This is a genomic window from Microbacterium sp. ZOR0019 (assembly GCF_000800925.1).
In the GTDB taxonomy this organism is placed as follows: Bacteria; Actinomycetota; Actinomycetes; order Actinomycetales; family Microbacteriaceae; genus Microbacterium; species Microbacterium aurugineum.
Map to the genome: position 1 here is coordinate 36,670 of NZ_JRKC01000017.1, position 19,523 is coordinate 56,192.

Below are 19,523 nucleotides of genomic sequence, written 5' to 3' on the forward strand. Positions count from 1 at the left end.
ACCGAGCCCGGATAACCCCGGACGGCAGCCATGCAGTTGGCCAGGAACTCCGGGTCGCCGCCGAACAAGGAAGCGTAGGCACCCGACGACGTCAGCGCACCCCGGTGCACTCCCGCCGGCGCACGACGAGGACTCGTACAACCCGACCCCGCCACCCCCGACGAGGTCCAGTGCCGCCCGCACCCGGGCGTAACCGCCGGGACCGCTCGAGGTCCAGGCCGGCCCTCCCGGTCCGGCGCTCTGCGCGGCGAGCGCGGCCTGTGCGGCCCGTGCCGCTCGGACCTCGGTGCCGACCTTCTCCGTCAATGCATGCACCGTCGCGGTCGCCGCCGTCACCGTGTCCGGGTTCACCTTCTCGGCCAGCACCGTCTGCTGGGCGGAGAGGGCCGCGGCCCGGTGCGCGGCCGTGTCGACCACCCCGCGTGCCCCGTCCAGAGCGGCGGCGAAGGCGGTGAGCTCGGTCACGAAGGCCGGACGGACGGCGAGCACCGCCGCGCGTTCCGCGGTGTCCCGCTCGGCACGATCGACCGCCCCGTCGAGGTAGTCGGTGCGCTGGGTCGTCTCGTGGTATTCCCGGGTGAGGGAGCTCAGCTCGGCCACCGCCACCGCACGTTCCTGGTCCAGCGCGTTCGCCCGCGCGAGCACCCCGGCGGAGAGCATCACCGTCATCGCGACCACGACCGCCAGCATCCGGCGGATCACGGCAAGAACCCCGTGGTGTCCGCGATCTCGCCATCCTGCTCGGCGATCTGCGAGCGGAGGGCGGTGAGCTTCTCAGCGAGCTCCAGATTCTCGCCCTGGGACTCGTCCAGAGCACGCTCGACTCTCACGATCTCCGCCTTGACGGCATCGACGGCGGCTGCACGCTCCTGGTCGGCGAGCGCCACGACGACCACTCCGCCAAGCAGCAACAGGCATCCGACCGCGACAGCAAGATTCCGCATCTCGCTCCCCAGAACAGCGCAACATTTCCGGACCGACTCCGATCGCACCAATATACAACCGATGCCGTCGCCGTTGCCCCTGACTTCGCGCGGCCGACCGTCGTCGCGATCAGACCATCAGGTCGCTGCTGCGCGCGAGGCGGCGTTCCGCGGCGGCCTGGCCGCTGGCGAGGTGGGCCGGGATGATGCGACGGAGCGCTTCCGTGTCACGAGCCGTCATGGCTTCCAGGATGATGCGGTGCTCGTCGGCCATCGCGAGGAGGTCGTCGTGCTGACCGAAGAGCCACCTCAGACGCGTGAGGAACACCGCGATGAGTTCCCCGAACATCTCGTTCCCGGCCAGCTCGACCGCGATCTCATGGAACTCCGCTGCGGCGATCCTCGCGGCCTCGGCGTCGTCAGCTTCGGCGGCAGCGAGCTCGCGCTCATAGGCGCCGCGCATCCGGACGATGCCGGCCTCGTCGTGCCGTTCCGCCGCGAAGACGAAGATCAGCGTCTCGATGGCCTCGCGCACCTCGGCGAAGTCCTGGATGTCACGTCGGGTGAACTCGCGCACGACGGCCCAGGTGCGGGGGCGGGCGACGACGACCCCTTCGGCGACCAGCGTGCGGATGGCCTCGCGGACGGGAAGGCGGGACACGTTCAGCTCGGCCGCGATGTCGCGCTCCACGAGCCGGGAGCCGGGGGCGCGCCGCCCGAGCACGATGTCGTCTCGAAGAATCCTCGTGACCCTCACCGACTCGAGTTCGCCGATTCCCCCCATAGCCCCCGCCATCTGGGCATTCTCGCACTCCGGAGTCGGATCAACAACTTTTGGTATCCCAACACGCCCGGGCGTACGCGCCCCCGAGCGGGCACGACGAGTGTGCGACGCACCCCCACGCCCGCCCGGGATCCGATCAGGGCAGCCGGTTGGCGGCGGCGATGTTCGCGGTCAGCTCCGTGGCGTTCTGCCGCACGACATACGCGGGACGATCGCGCTCGACCCGCCACGACTCACTGAGCGGCCCGACGTTGACCGTGTCGAAGCCGGCCTCGTCGTAGAAGCGCGTCACGAACGCGACGGCCTCCGCGTCGTCACCGGCCGTGGCCAGCGCGCGTCGATCAGCGGTCCCGGCCGGCGTGCCGTCCGCGGTGATCTCGGACGCGTAGATGTGGTTGAACGCCTTCGCGATCTTCGACGTCGGGAGCGCGCGCTGCACGAGCTCCGAGGTCGTGGTCTCCCCCTTGTCGAGAGCCTCGATGCGCCCGTCGCGCTCGAAGTAGTAGTTGTTGGTGTCGAGCACGATCTTGCCCGCCAGCTGCTCGGCCGGGAGCTTGTCGATCGCATGGAGCGGCACGGTCACGACCGCGATGTCCGCTGCGGCGGCGGCATCCTCCGCGGTGGCCGCCTTCGCCCGCGGTCCGAGCTCGGCGACGAGGTCGGCGAGGGTCTCCGGCCCGCGCGAGTTCGCGATCACGACGTCATAGCCGTTCGCCACCGCCACCCGGGCGACCTGGCTGCCGATGTGTCCTGCACCGATGATTCCGAGAGTTGTCATGTTCGGCCCAACGCAGCTCGCGCGTGACTATTCCCGTCGGGTCCTCCGCTGACGCGCCTCAGAGCTCCCGAAGCAGGCTCTCCTCCGTGCGGCGATAGCCGAGCTGTTCGTACAGGTCGATCGCGCCGGTGTTGAAGCCGAAGACGTGCAGCCCGATGGAGTCCGCACCGAGCCGGCGGGCCTCGCGTTCGGCGGCGTGCATCAGCGCACGCCCGTATCCCTTGCGACGCTCAGCGGTGTCGACCTCGATGTCGAGCACGAAAGCATGAGGGCGACCGTCACGGACGCGCATGCCGAGCCAGAGGATCCCGACCTCCGCACCGTCGACCGAGGCGGTGAACAGTGCCTGCCCCTTCGTCTCCACTCCCTCCGGAAGCTCCGCGACCAGCTGGCGATGCGATTCGGCCGCCGCTTCCTCGGGCGAGTATCGGCCGGAGGCGACGAGATCGTCGGCGAAGCCCTTCTCCGAGGCGGCGACGAACCGGGGGAACCGCTCGGCCGTCATGGGCACGACGTCCACGTGCACGGGAACCTCCCGCACCGGCAACGGCTCGAGGACCATCTGGATCGACGCCACCTCGAACCCGCGCCCCTCCAGGAGAGCGTGACCCGCCGCGTCGTGCGGGAACAGCGGTGCGCTGATCCGCGCCACGCCCCGGTCCCTCGCGATCGCCAGGATCTGCGCGAGCACATCATCGTTCCGGGCATCGGAGAGCGGCTCCTCGACGGCGAGCTCGAGAAGGAAGAGCTTGTGTTCGCCGACCGCGAGCCAGAGGGTGCCGAGCTCGCGTTCGTGCTCGTCCACGATGCGCAGGATCCGCACGGTCGGTGTCGCGAGGCCGTCCGGCAGCAGCTCCGCGAAGAACGCGTCCGCGAAGTCGACCGCGTCCGCGCCGATCCGGTGCCCGGACGCCCGGTTGCCGTCGATGACCCGTTGCCTGGCCGCGCTGCGCCACTCCTCGAAGCGTTCGGCGGGCAGAGGACTCAGCTGCAGAGGCATACGTCCATCCTGCACCTCACCCGCGTGTGAGCGCGTCCTCCGCGGCGACCCAGGCGAGCATGGCGCACTTCACGCGGGCCACGTACTTCGACACCCCTCCGAGAGCGGCCGCATCTCCGAGCAGCTCCTCGTCCGGTTCGATCTTCCCCCGCGACCTCATCGCCTCGCGGAACGCGGTGATCCGCACTTCGAGCTCCGCGACGGTCAGCCCCTCGGCGAGCTCGGCGAGCAGGGACGCCGACGCCTGGGAGATGGCGCATCCGTGCCCTTCCCACGCGATCGCCTCGACGCCGCCGTCGGGACCACGATGCACTTGCAGCGTGATCTCGTCACCGCACGTGGGGTTCAGCTGGTGCGACTGCGCCGCAATCTCGTCACGCAGACCGTATCCGTGCGGAGTGCGTGAGTGGTCCAGGATCAGCTCCTGGTACAGGTTCTGCAGGTCGCTCATACGCCCCTCCGGAAGAAGTCGATCGCTCCGGCGACGCCCTCGATCACGGCGTCCACCTCGGCATCGGTCGTGTACAGGTAGGTACTCGCCCGCGTGGACGAGGTCACTCCGAGGCGCCGATGCAGCGGCTGCGCACAGTGGTGCCCGACCCGCACGGCGATACCGAGGTCGTCGAGGAACTGCCCCACATCATGGGAGTGGATGCCGGCGACGTCGAAGCTCGCCAGGCCCACGCGCGGGAGATCGATGTCGGCGCCGAGCACGCGGACCCCGTTGATCGCACCCAGACCGTCGACGAGGCGCCGACCGAACGCGGCCTCGTGCGCGGCGATGCGCGACATGCCCACCTCGGTCAGATAGTCCACGGCCGCGGCGAGCGCGATGGCCTGCGACACCCGTTGCGTGCCCGCCTCGAACCGCTGCGGCGGCGGAAGGTACTCGGCCTCCGTCGTCGTCACCGTGGTGATCATGGACCCGCCGGTGAGGAACGGCGGCATCGCGGCCAGCACCTCGCGCCGACCGTAGAGCGCGCCGATCCCGGTGGGGCCGAGCATCTTGTGCCCGGACAGCACGGCGAAGTCGACGTCGAGCGCCCGCACGTCGAGCGGGAGATGCGGCGCCGACTGGCACGCATCGAGCACGGTCAGCGCGCCGACCTGGCGGGCTGCGGTGACGAGGGTCTCGACCGGATTGATCACGCCGAGCACGTTCGAGACGTGCGTGAACGCCACGAGCTTCGTGCGTGCGGTGATCAGGTCGGCGGCGACGTCGAGCCGCAGCGCGCCATCGTCGTCGAGCGGGATGACCTTCAGCGTCGCCCCGGTCCGCGCGGCGAGTTCCTGCCACGGGATGAGGTTCGCGTGGTGCTCCATCTCGGTGGTGACGATCTCGTCGCCCTCGCGGAGGCGGAATCGTTCGGCCTCCGCTCCCCCACGCCCGAGTGACGCGTTCGAGAGCGAGTACGCGATGAGGTTGATCGCCTCCGTCGCATTCGATGTCCAGACGATCTCGTCCTCGTCCGCCCCCACGAGCCGTGCGATCGTGCCGCGGGCCTCTTCGAACAGCTCCGTCGCCTCTGCTGCCAGGGTGTGCGCGCCGCGGTGCACGGCGGAGTTCAGAGTGGTCGAGAACTCGCGCTCGGCGTCGAGCACCGCGAACGGGCGCTGCGCGGTCGCCCCCGAATCGAGGTACACCAGGGGATGCCCCTGCACCTGAGTGTGCAGGATCGGGAAGTCCTCACGGATTCGCCGCACCTCGTCCTCACTCAGGGGGGCGATCACGTCGACGCCGGAAGAAACGCTCATCGTTCCAGTTTCCCACCTGCACGACAGGCGTGGGCCCGCACGATCGCTCGACCGCGGACGTCCGCCCCTCTAGGCTCGACCCATGATCGCCCCCGACACACTGCTCGCCCTCATCGCGGCGGCGTTCGTGATGGTGGTGATCCCGGGCCCCACCGTGCTGTTCACGATCGGACGGGCGATGTCGCTCGGGCGGATGGGCGGGTTCCTCAGCATCCTCGGGACAGCCGCCGGCTCGATCGTGCTCGTCGTCGGCGTCGCACTCGGTGTCGGCACCGTCATCGCGCAATCGGTCCTGCTCTTCACGATCATCAAGGTGCTCGGCGCCGGGTACCTCGTCTACCTCGGCGTCCAGGCGATCCGCCACCGGAAGGACGCGGCGCGCGCTCTCGTCGCGGAGCAGGCAAGACGCTCCGGATGGCGTCTGCTCCTCGAAGGATTCGTGGTCGGCGTCACCAACCCGAAGTCGATCGCGTTCTTCCTCGCGATCCTGCCGCAGTTCGTCGACCTGCAAACCGGGTCGGTGCCCGCCCAGCTCTTCGTGCTCGGTGTGATCGTCGTGGCGATCGGTGTGACCTGCGACGCGGTGTGGGTGCTTCTCGCCAGTGCGGCGCGCGGGTGGTTCGGCCGCTCTCCGCGTCGAGTCGAAGCGATGGGCGCGACCGGAGGCGGGCTCATGATCGCTCTCGGCGCGTTCCTGCTCGTGTGGAGCGAGAAACCTGCGAGCGCCTGAGCGGCCGGCGCGAAGCACGCGGACTCACATGCGGGCGAACCGCGCACGGGCGATGCAGAACACCCCGTAGACCGCCAGTCCCACCCCGACGGCACCGAGGAGGACGGGCCCGAACGGCAGCACCAGCAGGCTGTGCAGAGCCGCGTCCAACCCTGCCCCCTTCTCCGGGTCCTGCGTCACGGCCGCCACCACGAAGAGCACCCCGGTCACCCCGACGGCGATGCCCTTGCCGAAGTACCCGATGACGCCGAGCGTGACGATACCGCCGCGGGCGACTCCGGAGGGGAGGTCGAGCAGCTTCTCGAACCCACGGGTGAACCCGCCGACGATGAAGCCGACCCCGACTCCCGCGACGGACAGGCCGATGACGACGAGCAGTGCCACTCCTCCGGGGGCCGCCAGCACGACCGCGCTGAGGGTCTTCGACGCCTTCTCCGAGTCGGCGCGGCCACCCACCGCGTAGATGAACGCCATGCCTCCGACGACGAGGTAGGCGAGGGAGATGCCGACGAGCTTGATCCGCTGACCCCACTTCTTCGTCTCGGCGGGATCGCTCGCGAGGAAGACACTCGCGACCTGCCAGGCCGCCAGGGCGAACAGCCCCACGGCGATGAGCACCAGCAGCAACCCACCCACGGGATTCTGACGGATCTGCTCCATCGCTCCGTCCTGATCCGCGTCACCGGATGCGCCCGCGGCGATGGAGATTGCGATGGAGCCGAGGACGACGTGGATCAGCCCGAGCACCACGAAGCCTGCGCGCGCGATCCTTCGGAAGGCGGAGGAATCCTTGGCGACCCGTGCGGCGTGCTTGACCGTGCTCATCGATGAAGAGTATCCGTCACGGCGCACCGCCAGAAGAGGCTTGATTTCACGACGCCGTCAGGTGGTCGGTGCCACCGGCTGCCGGAGGATCGTGCGCAGCTTCGCCGGATCGCTGCGACGCGGATCGCTCAGATAGATCTCATGGTGCCGCCCTCGCATCCGCAGCCCGTTCTCGGGGATGAAGCGGTGATGGAGATCGTCGAGCACGGGACCCTCGTCATCGAAGGGGCCGAGGTGCAGGGTCTGCACACAGGTTCCTTCGTCGAGGGTCTCCAGTCGCACGCCTCCGAGTGCGGGCAACGGCTCCTTCTTCTTCGCCGCCTTCTGCGCCACGGCCTCCACGGCGTCGGTGAACATCTCCGCGGTGATGTGGTCGCCGACCATGATCATCATCGTCCACAGCCACGCCGACTTGTCGCGACGAGAGGTGAACGACTCCATGTCGGGCGCATGCCAGAGTCCTTCGAGTGGCATCACCACGGTGTCGATGCCGAATTCCTTCCGGCTGGCGAACTTGAGCGTGTACGCCACCGGGAACAGTGCGGAGACGGCTTCGGCGTACGCAGGAGCCGTGTTCGGATCCCCCGCTCCATCGATCGCCAGATACTGCAGAGGGGGAACCTCGACGACACGGAACTCACCCCGTTTCGCCTGGTACGCATCGAGCGTCTTCTTCGGGTCGATCGCCGCCATGACGTGCCTCCCTGGATCGTGTGCCCAGTCTTGCACCGGGGTCCGACACCCGTGCCCGACTTCTCCGGTCGGATGCGGTCATCTCCCGCTCAGAGCTCGACGGGCGGAGCGGGCTCCGTCTCGGCTTCTTCCGGGTGACGAGCGAGGTTCACGATCCCGGCGACCAAGCCGCCCCAGACCGTGACCATCGCGATGATCATCATGACGATCGCCGTCGTGGTCATGCGCCGGTTCCCTTCGTGGTCGTGTCGATCAGCGGGATCGCCGAAGTCTCCGCATCGGGTTCGTATTCTTCCTTCGAAAGGAATTCGTCGTACTCGGGATCGTCCTTCGCATGCGAACGCCCGCTCCACGGCAGAGCCGAGAGGATCAGCGCCAGCACGACCAGGGCGATGACCATCCCCCAGCCGAAGATCGCGAGGAACCAGGCAGGGTAGCCACTGTAGGGCTCAGACGTCTTGGCGATGAGCTCGCTGATGAAGAGGTACCCGAGCACCACCGGCGCCAGGATGCCCACGAGCACCTTCCAGATCGTCCCTACCCGGAAGCTCGAACGCCGGTTCAGGTGCTCCGCCAGCACCGGCAGCTTGTGCAGCAGCCAGGCCACGACGATCACGGCCACCAGCGCGACCGCCATGATGCCGAAGGAGTTGACGAAGGCATCCGCCGTGTCGAGGACCGACAAGGCCGTGGTCGTCGAGAAGAGCGCCATCGAGATGATCGCCAGCGGGATCGTGACCGTGAGCGTGGTACGCACCCGAGCCCAGCCGAGCTTGTCCTGCAGCGCGGCCACGATCACTTCGAGGATCGAGATCAGCGAGGTGATACCGGCGAAGACGAGGGCGCCGAAGAACAGGACGCCGATGATCGACCCGCCCGTCGCCTGCGACACGATCGTCGGGAAGGCGACGAAGGCGAGTCCGATGCCGGAGGAGGCGACACCGGCTACCTCCGTGCTCTGCGCCTGCGCCATGAAGCCGAGAGCCGCGAAGACACCGATACCGGCGAGGATCTCGAAGCCGGAGTTCGCGAAAGCGACGACGAGTCCCGAGCCGGTGAGATCGGTCTTGCGCTTCAGGTAGGAGGAGTACGTCACCATGATGCCGAAAGCGACGGACAGCGAGAAGAAGATGTGGCCGTACGCCGAGGCCCAGACGCCGGGATCGGCCAGGGCCTCCCAGTTCGGGGTGAAGAACGCGTTCAGACCGTCCATCGCACCCGGAAGGAAGAGGGACTGCACCACGAGAATCGCGAACATGAGGGTGAGCAGAGGCATCAGGATCATGTTCGCCCGGCCGATGCCGCGTTTCACTCCGAACGCCATGATCACGATGACGATCAGCCAAGCCGCGACCAGGGGGATGCCCACCTGCGGCACGAAGTCGGTCGATACGCCCACCTCGGCGACATCGGCCGAGCGGAGGAAGTCGATGAAGAAGAAATCATTCTCGTTGCCCGCGCCCCAGGTGAGCTGGGCGGAGAACCACGTGTACATGGCCGCCCAGGCGACGATCACCGCGTAGTACACCGCGATCACGACGCAGATGAGGACCTGCCACCATCCGAGAGGCTCGGCCGCACGATGCAGTCGCCGGAAGGCCAGCGGTGCCGACCCACGGAAGCGATGGCCGATCGCGTAGTCGAAGAACAGCAGGGGGATGCCGGCCGTCAGCAATGCGCACAGATACGGGATGAGGAACGCACCGCCACCGCCTTCGTAGGCGACGTAGGGGAAACGCCAGATGTTGCCGAGGCCGACCGCCGAACCGATCGCCGAGAGGATGAACACGTTGCGCGAGCTGAAGGCTTCGCGTTTATGGGTCTGCGTCGCTGCGGTGGCCATGCGGGCGAGACTACCCGAGGGGGCGACCGGTTCACACTCCGCGCACAGAGTTCGTGAACCACGATCGCGTACTCTCGGCATATTGGGGACCTCTGGGGAGAGCGACGGGGCATGAACGCGAATGATCTGCTGATCGGCATACCATCCGGACTTCCGGCGCTCCCGGACGCGGAGAACCCCTTCCTGACGCCCGACGCTCTCATCGATGCCCAGATCACCCGGGTCATCGTCGATGTGCTGGGCGGATCGGTCGGCGTGCTCCTCGAACTGCGTCAATCCTCGCGCCTCCGCGGCAACACCGCCCTGCTCCGGGTGAAGGATGTCGCGCAGCAGAACTGGCTGTGCACACGGACCGCCAACGAGTTCACGGCCTGGTCGATCACCGGTTCGAGGGTGTACCCCCACGAGCGGGAGTTCCAGCTGATCATCGATTGCCTCCCCGTGGGCACCCTGCGCATCGTGGGCTCGGAGGCGGAATTCGTCCTCCTCGACGCAGCCGGACTCGACACCGCGCCCCCGGACTACCGCTCCGCCCCTCACTCCCTCGTCAGGTTCGGCGTCGCGGACGAGAACACCCCGGTCGAGCCGATCGGTGTCGCGCGATCCTTGCCGCTGCTGTAGCGCAAGAGGTTTCCGCTCGACACCTCCCGGCGGCGTAGCGTGAGAGACATGCCGAACACGGAAGCAGCAGATCGAGCGAAGCCTTCGACTCCTCTGCAGATTCGACGGCAGACCTGGACGTACATCGGGCGTCGCGCGTTCCAGGAGTTCGTCCGCGACGGATGCGTGGACGCGGCGGCCGCCCTGACCTTCTTCGCCGTCCTCTCGGTCTTCCCCGCGGGGCTGGCGGTGATGGCGCTGGTGGGAGTGCTCGCGGATACGGACGAGGTCCTCGATCGGCTGCTCACGCTCCTCGCCGAGGTCGCACCCCCGGCGGTGACCGAAACACTTCGTGCGCCGTTGACCGATGCGGCGGGCACGTCCGCTGCGGGCATCACCTTGATCGTGGCCATCGTCACCGCCGTGTGGTCGGCATCGATCTATGTGAGCGGATTCGGTCGGATACTGAACCGGATCTACGGTGTCCCTGAAGGGCGGCCGTACTGGAAGCGCAAGCCCTGGCAGCTCGGCGTCACCGTCGTCCTGCTCGGCCTCACGCTGGTGGTCGTCGCGGTGGTCATCCTGTCCGGGCCGGTCGCGCGTGCGGCCGGACACGCTCTGGGCATCGGCGACACGGCACTGGCCGTCTGGGACGTCGTGAAGTGGCCCGTCTTGGCCGCAGCCGTCGTCATGATGGTCACCCTGCTCTACAAGGGCACCTCCAACCTCAAGCAGCCCCCGCTTCGGTGGTTGGGGTTGGGCGCCGCGTTCGCCGTCGGGGTGCTCTCCCTCGCGTCCGCCGGTCTCTTCATCTACGTGTCGAACTTCGCCGACTACAACCGGACGTTCGGCTCGCTCGCCGGGGTCGTCGTCTTCCTCCTGTGGTTGTTCGTCATCAACGTGGCTCTGCTGATCGGCGCCGAGTTCAACGCGGAACTCGAACGCGGCAGGCAGCTCCAAGCCGGACAGAAGGCGGAGGCAGAGTTGCAGCTCCCCCTCCGCGAGTCCACCGTGGTCGACCGGACCGAGCGCTCGCGAGAGATCACGATCGAACGCGGCACCCGTCTCCGCCGAGGGGAGACGCTCTCACCGCGCGAAGACACGGTGTTCCGGAGGGCCAAGAGGTTCCTGGATCGCCTCTGGCATCGAAACGATCGACGCTCCTGACCCCCCGCCGCCGCCAGGTCGTCAGGGCAGGCGGCGGAGGGTGTCGTCCAGCCGCTCGAGCACGGGGGCGGCATCGGTGGGCGGCGGATCCGTGGCGACGTAGGCCGAGCGGAACGCGGCGATCTCATCCCGCAACCGCAGACGATCTCCCCCGGTCATCGCGGCCTCGAGCCGTTCGAGGAGCCCGACGCCTGCACGCACGACGAGCGGGTGCCTCATCCCGTACGTGCGAAGGGCCAGAAGCGCATCGGCGATCAGCTCGATGGGAGACGGCCAGCGGCAGACGACCCGCAGTTCGCCATCGTCCCCGGGATACCTTCCGTCTGCCGCCGGGCGGCTGCAGAGGGTCACGAGGGCAGAGCTCAACGCGTCGATCGCGGCGACTGCGGTGTAGGGGTCGTTGGTTCCCGCTGCGAGCCCGCGGACGCCGATCTCGGTCAGTCCCTGAACGGCGAAGCCGAGGTCCTGGTGGGGAGTGCGTGCCGCTCCGACGGCGATCGCGGAGGTGATCGCCTTCGACGTCCCCTCCTCCGTGCTCTCGTCCCGCCCCTGATTCCGGGAAACCAGAGACTGAGCGATCACCTGGCCCTCCAGCACGTGGGTTCCCGGCGGCGTGGCTATGCGGACGACGACCTGATGCGCGCGTGCGAAAGCGACGAGGTCCTCGAAGTCGACGTATTGCACATAGCCCGAGGCGGTGGCGAAGAACTCCTCATGGACGATGAGGTCATCCGGTTCCGTCGCCACCGTGTCGCGGTCCGACGCGTCGGGGTAGAGGAGGTCGATGACCTCGACGAGCTCCCTCAGCACCCGCCCCTGCAGGGTGGTCACCTGGACCGACCTGGCGATGTGGTGGATGAAGTACACGAGCACCGCGACGTCGGCGATCGCCAGGAAGACGGCGAACGTCACTGCCGTGACGGGGACGAACGCAGAGATCGAGTCCTGCTCGGTCCGCACCGCGCGCAGCACCACCAGCGTGTAGAGGAACGTCGAGGTGAGGACCGCAAGGACGAACTGGTTCCCGCGGTCCGCCATGAAGTTCCGCACCAGGCGGGGACCATAGGCCGATGACGTCGTGGCCAGCACCGAGATCGTGATCGAGAAGGATGTCGCCGCCACCCCGAGCATGGTCCCGCCGATGACGGTGAGGATCGCGCGCCCGCCCGTCGCGGACAGATCCGCCAGGAGGGCACCCGAGGTGTCGCCGTTCGCGAGCAGCAGGCGGTCGAGCTCGGTCAGTCCGATCGCGAGGGCGATCGCCGCCACCCCGAACACCGTCGGCAGGAACCAGAAGGACTCGCGAGCGCGAAGGAACCAGGTACGCATTCCCGAAGGTTAGTCGTGGATCGCCCCACAGCACACGACCGGACGCGTGGCGGGGGCGGATGCCCTCCTGGAAAAAGTGCGGAGACGAGGGGATTTGAACCCCTGGTCCCCGTGAGGGGACTCCACCTTAGCAGGGTGGTGCACTCGGCCGGACTATGCGACGTCTCCAGGCATCCGACCCGAAAGCACGGATGCACCTCACCATCATAACCGGAATGCGGAGCTGTCACGAACCGGCGCCCGCATCGCCCGGAAAGGGTGACACTCGCCGAGCGCTGCGTCCGCACGGATGCCACGATGAGCGTGCGACGACGCCCGTACCCGCCCCGGAGACTCTCCTCCGGCCCTCCGGCTCCCGCGCCGTCGACGGACGGGGGCGAGGTGCGACATGACGGGGATGCGAGAGTTTCAGACGGGTGCGACGCCGACGTCCGGCACCGTCTTCGACGGGGTGTCGGGATACGTGATCATCTTCGCGCTGCTCGTCGTCTCCTACGCCCTGTGCGCGGCACAACGCGCCACGGATCCGAGCCCTTGGGCGTTCCTGGTCATCCTCGTGACGGTCGCCGTGGTGTTCCGCGTGACCGGGACACCGCCGATGATCCAGCACGTGGCCTGGGTGATCCTGTCGGCGGCCGGGCTCGCGACGATCATCACGGCGCTGAGCAGCGCGGGCGGACATGTGCTCGACGTCGTGTTCTCGACCGCGACCATGGTCGCCCTCCTCGTGGCTCCGGTCGCGATCATCGGCCACCAGGTGAAGCGGCGTGGGCTCAATCTCGAAGCGCTCCTGGCGGCCATCACGGCCTACGTCTTCGTCGGCCTCTTCTTCACGTTCGCCTTCAACCTGCTCTCCCTCGTCTCCCCCGCCTCGATCTTCGACGGCACGGACGACGACTCGCTCGCCAACCAGCTCTTCTTCTCGTTCACGACGCTCACGACCACCGGCTACGGCAACCTCGTCCCCTCCACCGCCACGTCGCAGGCGGTCGCCGTCGCAGAGGCGATCACGGGGCAGCTGTTTCTCATCACGGCCGTCGCGCGCATCATGCGCGGCGCAGGTACTCGCGCGGCAGCTCCCGCCGCCCCATCGAAGGAGTCGCCATGAAGCGAGCGCGCGTCATCGCTGTCCTCGGCTCCGCGCAGTTCGTGATGGTGCTCGACGGCACCGTGATGAACGTGTCGATCTCCACCGTGGTCGCCGACCTCGACACCACAGTCGCCGCGATGCAGAGCGCCATCACCTTCTACACGCTCACGATGGCGGCGTTCATGCTGCTCGGCGCGAAGCTGGGCGATGTGTGGGGACGCCGGAGGGCGTTCGTGATCGGGTCGTGCGTCTACGCGGCAGGCTCGCTGATCACGGCACTCAGTCCGAACGTGGGCCTCCTGTTCCTCGGATGGTCGGTCATCGAGGGACTCGGCGCCGTGCTGGTCATACCGGCCATCGCAGCACTCGTCGCGGACAACTATCAGGGGAACGACCGGATCGCCGCCTTCGCCATCATCGGGGCCGTGTCCGGTGCCGCTGTCGCCGCCGGACCTCTGATCGGCGGATTCGTGACGACCTACTTCGACTGGCGATACGTGTTCGCCGCCGAAGTGCTCATCATGATCGGCGTGGTGCTCTGCGCCCGGATCGTCACGGATCCGACCCCGAAGCGGAGTGTCCGCATCGACGCCCTCAGCATCGTGCTCTCCTCGGTGGGGCTCGTGGCCGTGGTGTTCGGGATGCTGCAGAGCAAGACCTGGGGCTGGATCCTCCCGCTGAACCCTCCCTCGATCGGCGGGGTGACCGTCGCCCCTCTCGGCATCTCCCCCGCTGCGTGGTTCATCGTGATCGGCGTTGCCGTCCTCGCACTGTTCCTCGCCCGGCAGCGCGTCCTCGAACGCACCGACCGGGGACCGCTCGTGCACGTGGGAATGTTCTCGATCACCTCGCTCCGCAGTGGGTTGGCGGTGCTCGGCGCGCAGTACACGGTGACGGCCGGCCTGTTCTTCATGGTCCCCGTCTACCTGCAGATGACGCTCGGTCTCGACGCACTGGAGACCGGCGTCCGCATCTTCCCGCTCTCGATCGCACTCGTCGCGTTCTCGATCGTGGGAACCCGGATCTCACGTGTGCTCTCGCCACGGACGATCGTGCGGATCGGACAGCTCATCCTCGTCGTCAGTGCAGTGCTCCTGCTCGGCTCGGCCACCAGCGATCTGCGCAGCGGGCTCTTCGCCACCGGGATGTTCCTGTCCGGCACGGCACTCGGGCTGCTCGCCTCGCAACTCGGGAACGTGAACATGTCGAGCGTCACCGAGAAGGAGACGAGCGAGGTCGGCGGTCTCCAGGGCGTGTTCCAGAACCTCGGCTCGTCGCTCGGAACGGCGCTCATCGGCTCGATCCTGATCGGCGCTCTGTCGACCTCCTTCGCTTCCGGCGTCACAGCGAGCGACCTGCCCGACACCACGAAGTCGACCGTGGCGACGGCGACCGAGCACGGGGTCACGATCGTGCCGGCCGCCGATGTGGCCGGCATCGCCGAGCAGGCCGGCCTCAACGATGCCGACGCCGACACCCTCGCGACGGTCTACCGCGACTCGCAGCTGTCGTCACTTCGCATTGCCTTCTTCGGGCTGATCCTGATCAGCTTGGGGTCGCTCTTCTTCTCGCGTGGTATCCCCACCGAGGTGGCGGTACGACGACGGAAAGGTTCGAGTGCCTGAAAGCGGTCACGTCGCCGATCGCGCCCGCAGGATCAGTCCCCGGCGTTCGCCGCTGCCACCAGCTGCTCGATCTGCTCGAACGTGACGGGCAGTCCGGGGAATCCGGCGAGGCGGCCGATCGGGAACGACGCCATCATCTTCTGCATCGCGTCGTCGTTCGGCATCATCGAGGCGGCAGCCGCATCGCCCCCGGCCATCAGGCCGCCGAGGGCCTGCTGCACGATCGGCCCGGCGACCGGGTGGGACATCAGATCGCCGACCGAGGAGTTCATGGTCAGCTCCTGATGCACCGGGTCGCCCGCGATCTCGACCGAGACGGTCGAGCGGAGATCGCGGCTCGACGCAGCGACCTCGACCGTGTAGGTGCCGCTCTCGACGATCCAGCCATCGACGCGCACGTCCCAGTAGGCCAGGTCCTCACGCCGGACGATGAGCTCGACGACACGCGTCTCCCCTGCGCCAAGGGCGACGGACGCGAACGCCTTGAGCTCACGAGGCGCCCGCTGGACCATCGACTGCGCGGGGGCGACGTAGACCTGCACGACCTCACGACCGTCGCGGTCGCCGGAGTTGGTGATCTCGACCCTCACGGTGATGTCGCCGTCCGTGCCGACCTCGGCCGTCGCGGGGCCGTACGCGAACGTCGTGTAGGAGAGGCCGTGACCGAACGGGAAGGAGACGTCCAGACGTTTCGCGTCATACCAGCGGTAGCCGACGAGTAGCCCCTCGCCGTAACGCACGTGGCCGAACTCACCCGGGAAGTTGCCATAGGAGGGATTGTCCTCCAGCCGCAGGGGCACGGTCTCGGTGAGCTTGCCGGAGGGATTGACGACGCCGTAGAGCACGTCGGCCACAGCGCCGCCACCGGCCTGCCCCAGCAGCCAGCTCTCGACGATGGCGGGCACACGGTCCGCGAAGGGAAGAGCCACCACTCCGCCGTTGGACAGGACCACCACCACACGGGGGTTCACCTCGAGCACGGCATCGAGCACCGCGAGTTGCGCCGCGGGCAGGTCGATGTGGTCGCGGTCGAAGCCCTCCGACTCCTCCGCGGCAGGCAGTCCGAGGAAGAGCACGGCGACGTCGGCGGAACGCGCCGCGTCGACCGCCTCAGCGCGGAGCTCGTCAGCCGACCGTCCCTCCGCTGCGATGGCACCGCCCTCGACCGCGAACCCGGGCGCGTAGGCGACGTGCTCTCCGCCGAGGGCCCGCACCTCGTCCAGCGCCTTGTCGACCCGGGTGGGGTTGATCAGCGACGATCCCGCCCCCTGGAAGCGCGGTTCGCTCGCGAAGGCACCGATCACGGCGACCTTCTGGTCCTTCCGCAGAGGCAGCAGCGCCTCATCGTTCTTCAGCAGCACGATCGACCGTCCGGCTGCCTCCCGGGCGAGTGCATGGTGCGCGTCGACATCGAGGGGGCCTTCGGCGACCGGGCGCGCGCCCGCCTTGCGAACGAGGTCGATCGCGCGGTCGGCTGCGGTGTCGAGGACACTCTCGTCGAGGGTTCCGGCGCGCACCGCGGCGACGAGCTGTGCGTCCGTGCGTCCGCCGGAGGCAGGCATCTCCAGGTCGAGGCCGGCCGCGACGCCGACGACACGATCGTTCACGGCGCCCCAGTCCGAGACGACGAGGCCGTCGAAGCCCCAGTCATCGCGGAGCACGCTGGTGAGCAGCCAGGGGTCCTCCGAGGTCCAGACCCCGTTGAGCTTGTTGTACGAGCACATGACGGTCCAGGGCGACGCGTCCTTCACGACACGCTCGAATCCGCGCAGGTAGATCTCGCGAAGCGGACGGGGGTCGACGTCGGAGCTCGCCCGCATCCGGTCGAACTCCTGGTTGTTCGCCGCGAAGTGCTTGAGCGAGGTGCCGACCCCTTGCGACTGGATGCCTCGGACCGAGGCGGCCCCGAGCACTCCGGAGACGATCGGGTCCTCGGAGAAGTACTCGAAGTTTCGTCCGCACAGCGGCGAGCGCTTGATGTTGATGCCCGGTCCGAGCACGACGGCGACGTCCTCGATCGCGGCCTCCACACCGATCGCCGCACCGACCCGCTCGATGAGTTCGGGGTCGAAGGAGGAGCCGATGCCGACGGCGGGCGGGAAGCATGTGGCGGGAACGCTGCCGGCGAGGCCGAGGTGGTCGGTGCTGCCCGCCTGCTTGCGGAGACCGTGAGGACCGTCGGTCATCATCACCGAGGGGAGGCCGACTCGATCGACGGCTTTCGTGGTCCAGAAGTCCGCGCCGCTGGTGAGCGATGCTTTCTCCTCGAGGGTGAGGTCGGATGCCGAGAGCTCGGTCATGGTCTTCCTTTCGCGGGGACGGCGATGTCTTGCGAAAACCTTACGTGATTCACGTATTAGTTTTCAAACAACATTCAGTATTACCCTCGTGATCATGGTTCGACGAGGTTCATACGCGAAGGGCGTCGCGCGACGCGAGGAGATCCTCGAGAGCGCCCTCGACGTGATCGGGCGCAAGGGGTATCAGAACGCCTCCCTCAAGCAGATCGCCGAAGTGGTCGGGGTGACCCCGGCCGCGCTGCTGCACTACTTCGGCTCGAAGGAGGAGCTCTTCACCGAGGTCCTCCGCAAGCGCGATGAGCACGATGGCCTCGACCCCGCCGGCCTCAGCAGCACCGAGGCAAAGACGGCCTTCATCGACGTGATCCGCCACAACACCGAGGTTCCAGGGCTCGTGGCCCTGTTCTCCCGGCTGGCCGTGGACGCGGCCGATCCCGAGCACCCCGCCCACCGCTACTTCCTCGATCGCAGCGAACGTCTGCGCGCTTCACTCTCGGAGAACCTCGGCGGCTCGGATGAGCACTCCGCGCTCGACCCCGATACGCTCGCTCGAGTGATCCAGGCGGTCTCCGACGGGCTTCAGCTGCAGTGGATGGTCGACCCCGACGTCGACATGCCCGGCATCATGTCCGCCGTGCTCGACGCCTTGCACCCGCCGACGTCATCAGCCACGGACTAGAGGTCAGCGGACGTTGCCGTTGGAGCAGGTCGTCTGCGCGGCCGAGTTGCCCTTGATCGAGTCCGGCAACGCCACCACGGTGTCCGGGGTCGCCGTGGGATCCGGCGTGGCCTCGGTGACGGGCTCGGTCGGCTCCTGCACGATCACGCCGTCGTTGCTGGTGTTCTGGTGCGTGATCTGCAGCTGCGCGTTCGCCTCGATCGCATCCCAGAGGGCTGCGGCAGCCTCCTGGTTCGGGACGACCTTGTTCGAATCGGCGTAGTCCGCCCCGGTCGGGTACTGCACGAAGACGATGTCCTCGAACGGCACCGACTTCACCGCGAGCGCGATCTGCACGAGCGTCATCGGGTTGTTCGCCAACGAGGTGCTGGCTTCCAGATTGCTGAGCGCGGTGTTGGCGAGCTTGAGCATGACCGGGACATTACCGAGCACCTCACCACTGATCATCTTGCGGGCGAGGCTCGACATGTACTGCTGCTGGTTGCCGATGCGGCCGAGGTCGCTACCGTCACCGACACCGTGGCGCGTGCGCAGGAACTGGAGGGCCTGCAGGCCTTCGACGGTGTGCGTGCCCGCGGCCATGTCGAGGCCGGTGTAGCGGTCCTTGATCGGGTTGGCGAGGCACACGTCGACGCCGCCGATCGCGTTGGTGATCTCGATCACGCCGCCGAAGGTGACGGAGGCCGCGAACTGGATCTCCTGATCCGTCAGCTCCGAGATCGTCTTGACGACGCAGTTGAGACCACCGTCGGTGTATGCCGTGTTGAGCGGCTGCTTGCTCATCGCCGAGCGGACGTTGCCCTCGTCGTCGACGCACTCCGGGATCGGGATCATCAGGTCGCGGGGGAAGCTCACGACGGTGATGCGACGCGGCTCCTGAGAGACGTGCACCAGCAGATTCACGTCGTTGAGGGTGCCGCCGGCATCGCTACCGGTGCACCGTTCGCCGAACAGACCCGCGTACTTCTCTTCGCAGGTGTCGACGCCGGTGAGGACGAGGTTGAAACCTTCTTCATACTCACCGATGTCCGGCGGGACCGCCTCCTGACCCTCGAGGTCGACGGCGTTCGCGGCGACCGTGCTGGAGAAGTCGTACGCGATGTAGGCCGCGACACCGAACCCACTGACGAGCACCACCGCCAGACCGATCGCGATGAGCTTCAACAGCTGGTTGACGGGACCGGGGGTCGCCAGCTGACCGTGTCGCGCGACCGTGCGGCGGCGGCGGGGGTTCTCGCTCACTCGGGGCCTTTCGGATTCAGCGCCGGTGAGGGACCACCGTGCTCAGCTGCGGAGGGTGTGGGATTCGAACCCACGAGACATCTCTGCCCACTGGTTTTCAAGACCAGCTCCATCGGCCGCTCGGACAACCCTCCTCGACAGACGCATCTGTCGACAAGGC

At 67.8% G+C, this 19,523-nt stretch carries 19 protein-coding genes and 2 tRNA genes; 6 read left to right on the forward strand and 15 right to left on the reverse strand.

Annotated elements, in window-relative coordinates; genetic code table 11:
• Positions 1 to 698: 698 nt before the first annotated feature.
• The 6 genes from L978_RS05740 to L978_RS05765 all read right to left on the reverse strand — a co-directional run bounded on the left by L978_RS05740 (position 699) and on the right by L978_RS05765 (position 5,240).
• On the reverse strand, positions 699 to 944 hold the full coding sequence (locus tag L978_RS05740; RefSeq protein ID WP_047521232.1) for a hypothetical protein: 246 nt from the start codon (positions 942 to 944) through the stop codon (positions 699 to 701).
• Positions 945 to 1,053: 109 nt separating this feature from the next.
• Positions 1,054 to 1,719 carry a GntR family transcriptional regulator gene (locus tag L978_RS05745; RefSeq protein ID WP_047521234.1) on the reverse strand — a complete coding sequence of 222 codons (666 nt, stop codon included), beginning with the start codon at positions 1,717 to 1,719 and terminating at the stop codon, positions 1,054 to 1,056.
• Positions 1,720 to 1,843: 124 nt separating this feature from the next.
• On the reverse strand, positions 1,844 to 2,485 hold the full coding sequence (locus L978_RS05750; protein WP_047521236.1) for an NADPH-dependent F420 reductase: 642 nt from the start codon (positions 2,483 to 2,485) through the stop codon (positions 1,844 to 1,846).
• A gap of 58 nt (positions 2,486 to 2,543) precedes the next feature.
• Positions 2,544 to 3,485: a GNAT family N-acetyltransferase gene (locus tag L978_RS18295; protein ID WP_052193366.1), complete on the reverse strand. Its 942-nt coding sequence runs from the start codon at positions 3,483 to 3,485 to the stop codon at positions 2,544 to 2,546.
• Between the two features lie 16 nt (positions 3,486 to 3,501).
• Positions 3,502 to 3,936: a Fe-S cluster assembly sulfur transfer protein SufU gene (sufU, locus tag L978_RS05760; protein WP_047521238.1), complete on the reverse strand. Its 435-nt coding sequence runs from the start codon at positions 3,934 to 3,936 to the stop codon at positions 3,502 to 3,504.
• Positions 3,933 to 5,240 (reverse strand): SufS family cysteine desulfurase, encoded by a 1,308-nt coding sequence (locus L978_RS05765; protein ID WP_156118236.1) that lies wholly within the window; start codon positions 5,238 to 5,240, stop codon positions 3,933 to 3,935. Before L978_RS05765 ends, sufU begins: the two co-directional genes overlap by 4 nt.
• 82 nt (positions 5,241 to 5,322) lie before the next feature.
• Between L978_RS05765 and L978_RS05770 the strand changes: the two genes are divergently transcribed.
• On the forward strand, positions 5,323 to 5,970 hold the full coding sequence (locus L978_RS05770) for a LysE family translocator (RefSeq protein WP_047521240.1): 648 nt from the start codon (positions 5,323 to 5,325) through the stop codon (positions 5,968 to 5,970).
• Positions 5,971 to 5,994: 24 nt separating this feature from the next.
• On the opposite strand, the gene L978_RS05775 is transcribed toward L978_RS05770, so the two are convergent.
• From L978_RS05775 to L978_RS05785, 4 genes are all read right to left on the reverse strand, one after another.
• On the reverse strand, positions 5,995 to 6,795 hold the full coding sequence (locus L978_RS05775) for a DUF1206 domain-containing protein (protein WP_047521241.1): 801 nt from the start codon (positions 6,793 to 6,795) through the stop codon (positions 5,995 to 5,997).
• 57 nt (positions 6,796 to 6,852) lie between these two features.
• A complete protein-coding gene (locus tag L978_RS05780) occupies positions 6,853 to 7,488 on the reverse strand; it encodes a GyrI-like domain-containing protein (RefSeq protein ID WP_047521243.1) in 636 nt (211 codons plus the stop codon).
• Positions 7,489 to 7,577: 89 nt separating this feature from the next.
• Positions 7,578 to 7,712: a methionine/alanine import family NSS transporter small subunit gene (locus L978_RS18525; protein ID WP_081996931.1), complete on the reverse strand. Its 135-nt coding sequence runs from the start codon at positions 7,710 to 7,712 to the stop codon at positions 7,578 to 7,580.
• A complete protein-coding gene (locus L978_RS05785; protein ID WP_047521245.1) occupies positions 7,709 to 9,331 on the reverse strand; it encodes a sodium-dependent transporter in 1,623 nt (540 codons plus the stop codon). Before L978_RS05785 ends, L978_RS18525 begins: the two co-directional genes overlap by 4 nt.
• A 111-nt stretch (positions 9,332 to 9,442) precedes the next feature.
• Between L978_RS05785 and L978_RS05790 the strand changes: the two genes are divergently transcribed.
• The gene (locus L978_RS05790) at positions 9,443 to 9,952 is read left to right on the forward strand and encodes a hypothetical protein (RefSeq protein ID WP_047521247.1); all 510 of its coding nucleotides are present in this window, start codon (positions 9,443 to 9,445) and stop codon (positions 9,950 to 9,952) included.
• Positions 9,953 to 10,000: 48 nt separating this feature from the next.
• The gene (locus tag L978_RS05795; protein WP_052193367.1) at positions 10,001 to 11,098 is read left to right on the forward strand and encodes a YihY/virulence factor BrkB family protein; all 1,098 of its coding nucleotides are present in this window, start codon (positions 10,001 to 10,003) and stop codon (positions 11,096 to 11,098) included.
• A gap of 21 nt (positions 11,099 to 11,119) precedes the next feature.
• Here L978_RS05795 and L978_RS05800 read toward each other — a convergent pair whose 3' ends face one another.
• Together L978_RS05800 and L978_RS05805 are read right to left on the reverse strand one after the other, a co-directional pair.
• Positions 11,120 to 12,427 (reverse strand): DUF2254 domain-containing protein, encoded by a 1,308-nt coding sequence (locus L978_RS05800; protein ID WP_052193368.1) that lies wholly within the window; start codon positions 12,425 to 12,427, stop codon positions 11,120 to 11,122.
• Between the two features lie 79 nt (positions 12,428 to 12,506).
• A tRNA-Ser gene (locus L978_RS05805) sits at positions 12,507 to 12,595 on the reverse strand.
• 229 nt (positions 12,596 to 12,824) lie between these two features.
• Here L978_RS05805 and L978_RS05810 point away from each other — a divergent pair.
• Positions 12,825 to 13,535: an ion channel gene (locus tag L978_RS05810; RefSeq protein WP_231554991.1), complete on the forward strand. Its 711-nt coding sequence runs from the start codon at positions 12,825 to 12,827 to the stop codon at positions 13,533 to 13,535.
• A complete protein-coding gene (locus L978_RS05815; protein ID WP_047521249.1) occupies positions 13,532 to 15,142 on the forward strand; it encodes an MFS transporter in 1,611 nt (536 codons plus the stop codon). Before L978_RS05810 ends, L978_RS05815 begins: the two co-directional genes overlap by 4 nt.
• Positions 15,143 to 15,174: 32 nt before the next feature.
• Here L978_RS05815 and L978_RS05820 read toward each other — a convergent pair whose 3' ends face one another.
• Positions 15,175 to 17,442, reverse strand: a complete 2,268-nt coding sequence (locus L978_RS05820; RefSeq protein WP_047521251.1) for a glycoside hydrolase family 3 C-terminal domain-containing protein — start codon at positions 17,440 to 17,442, stop codon at positions 15,175 to 15,177.
• A gap of 94 nt (positions 17,443 to 17,536) precedes the next feature.
• Between L978_RS05820 and L978_RS05825 the strand changes: the two genes are divergently transcribed.
• Entirely contained in the window at positions 17,537 to 18,121 is a 585-nt protein-coding gene (locus tag L978_RS05825) for a TetR/AcrR family transcriptional regulator (RefSeq protein ID WP_047521253.1), read from the forward strand.
• Positions 18,122 to 18,124: 3 nt separating this feature from the next.
• On the opposite strand, the gene L978_RS05830 is transcribed toward L978_RS05825, so the two are convergent.
• Both L978_RS05830 and L978_RS05835 read right to left on the reverse strand, forming a co-directional pair.
• A complete protein-coding gene (locus L978_RS05830; RefSeq protein ID WP_047521255.1) occupies positions 18,125 to 19,363 on the reverse strand; it encodes an LCP family protein in 1,239 nt (412 codons plus the stop codon).
• 49 nt (positions 19,364 to 19,412) lie between these two features.
• Positions 19,413 to 19,497 (reverse strand) — tRNA-Ser (locus L978_RS05835).
• Positions 19,498 to 19,523: the final 26 nt, after the last annotated feature.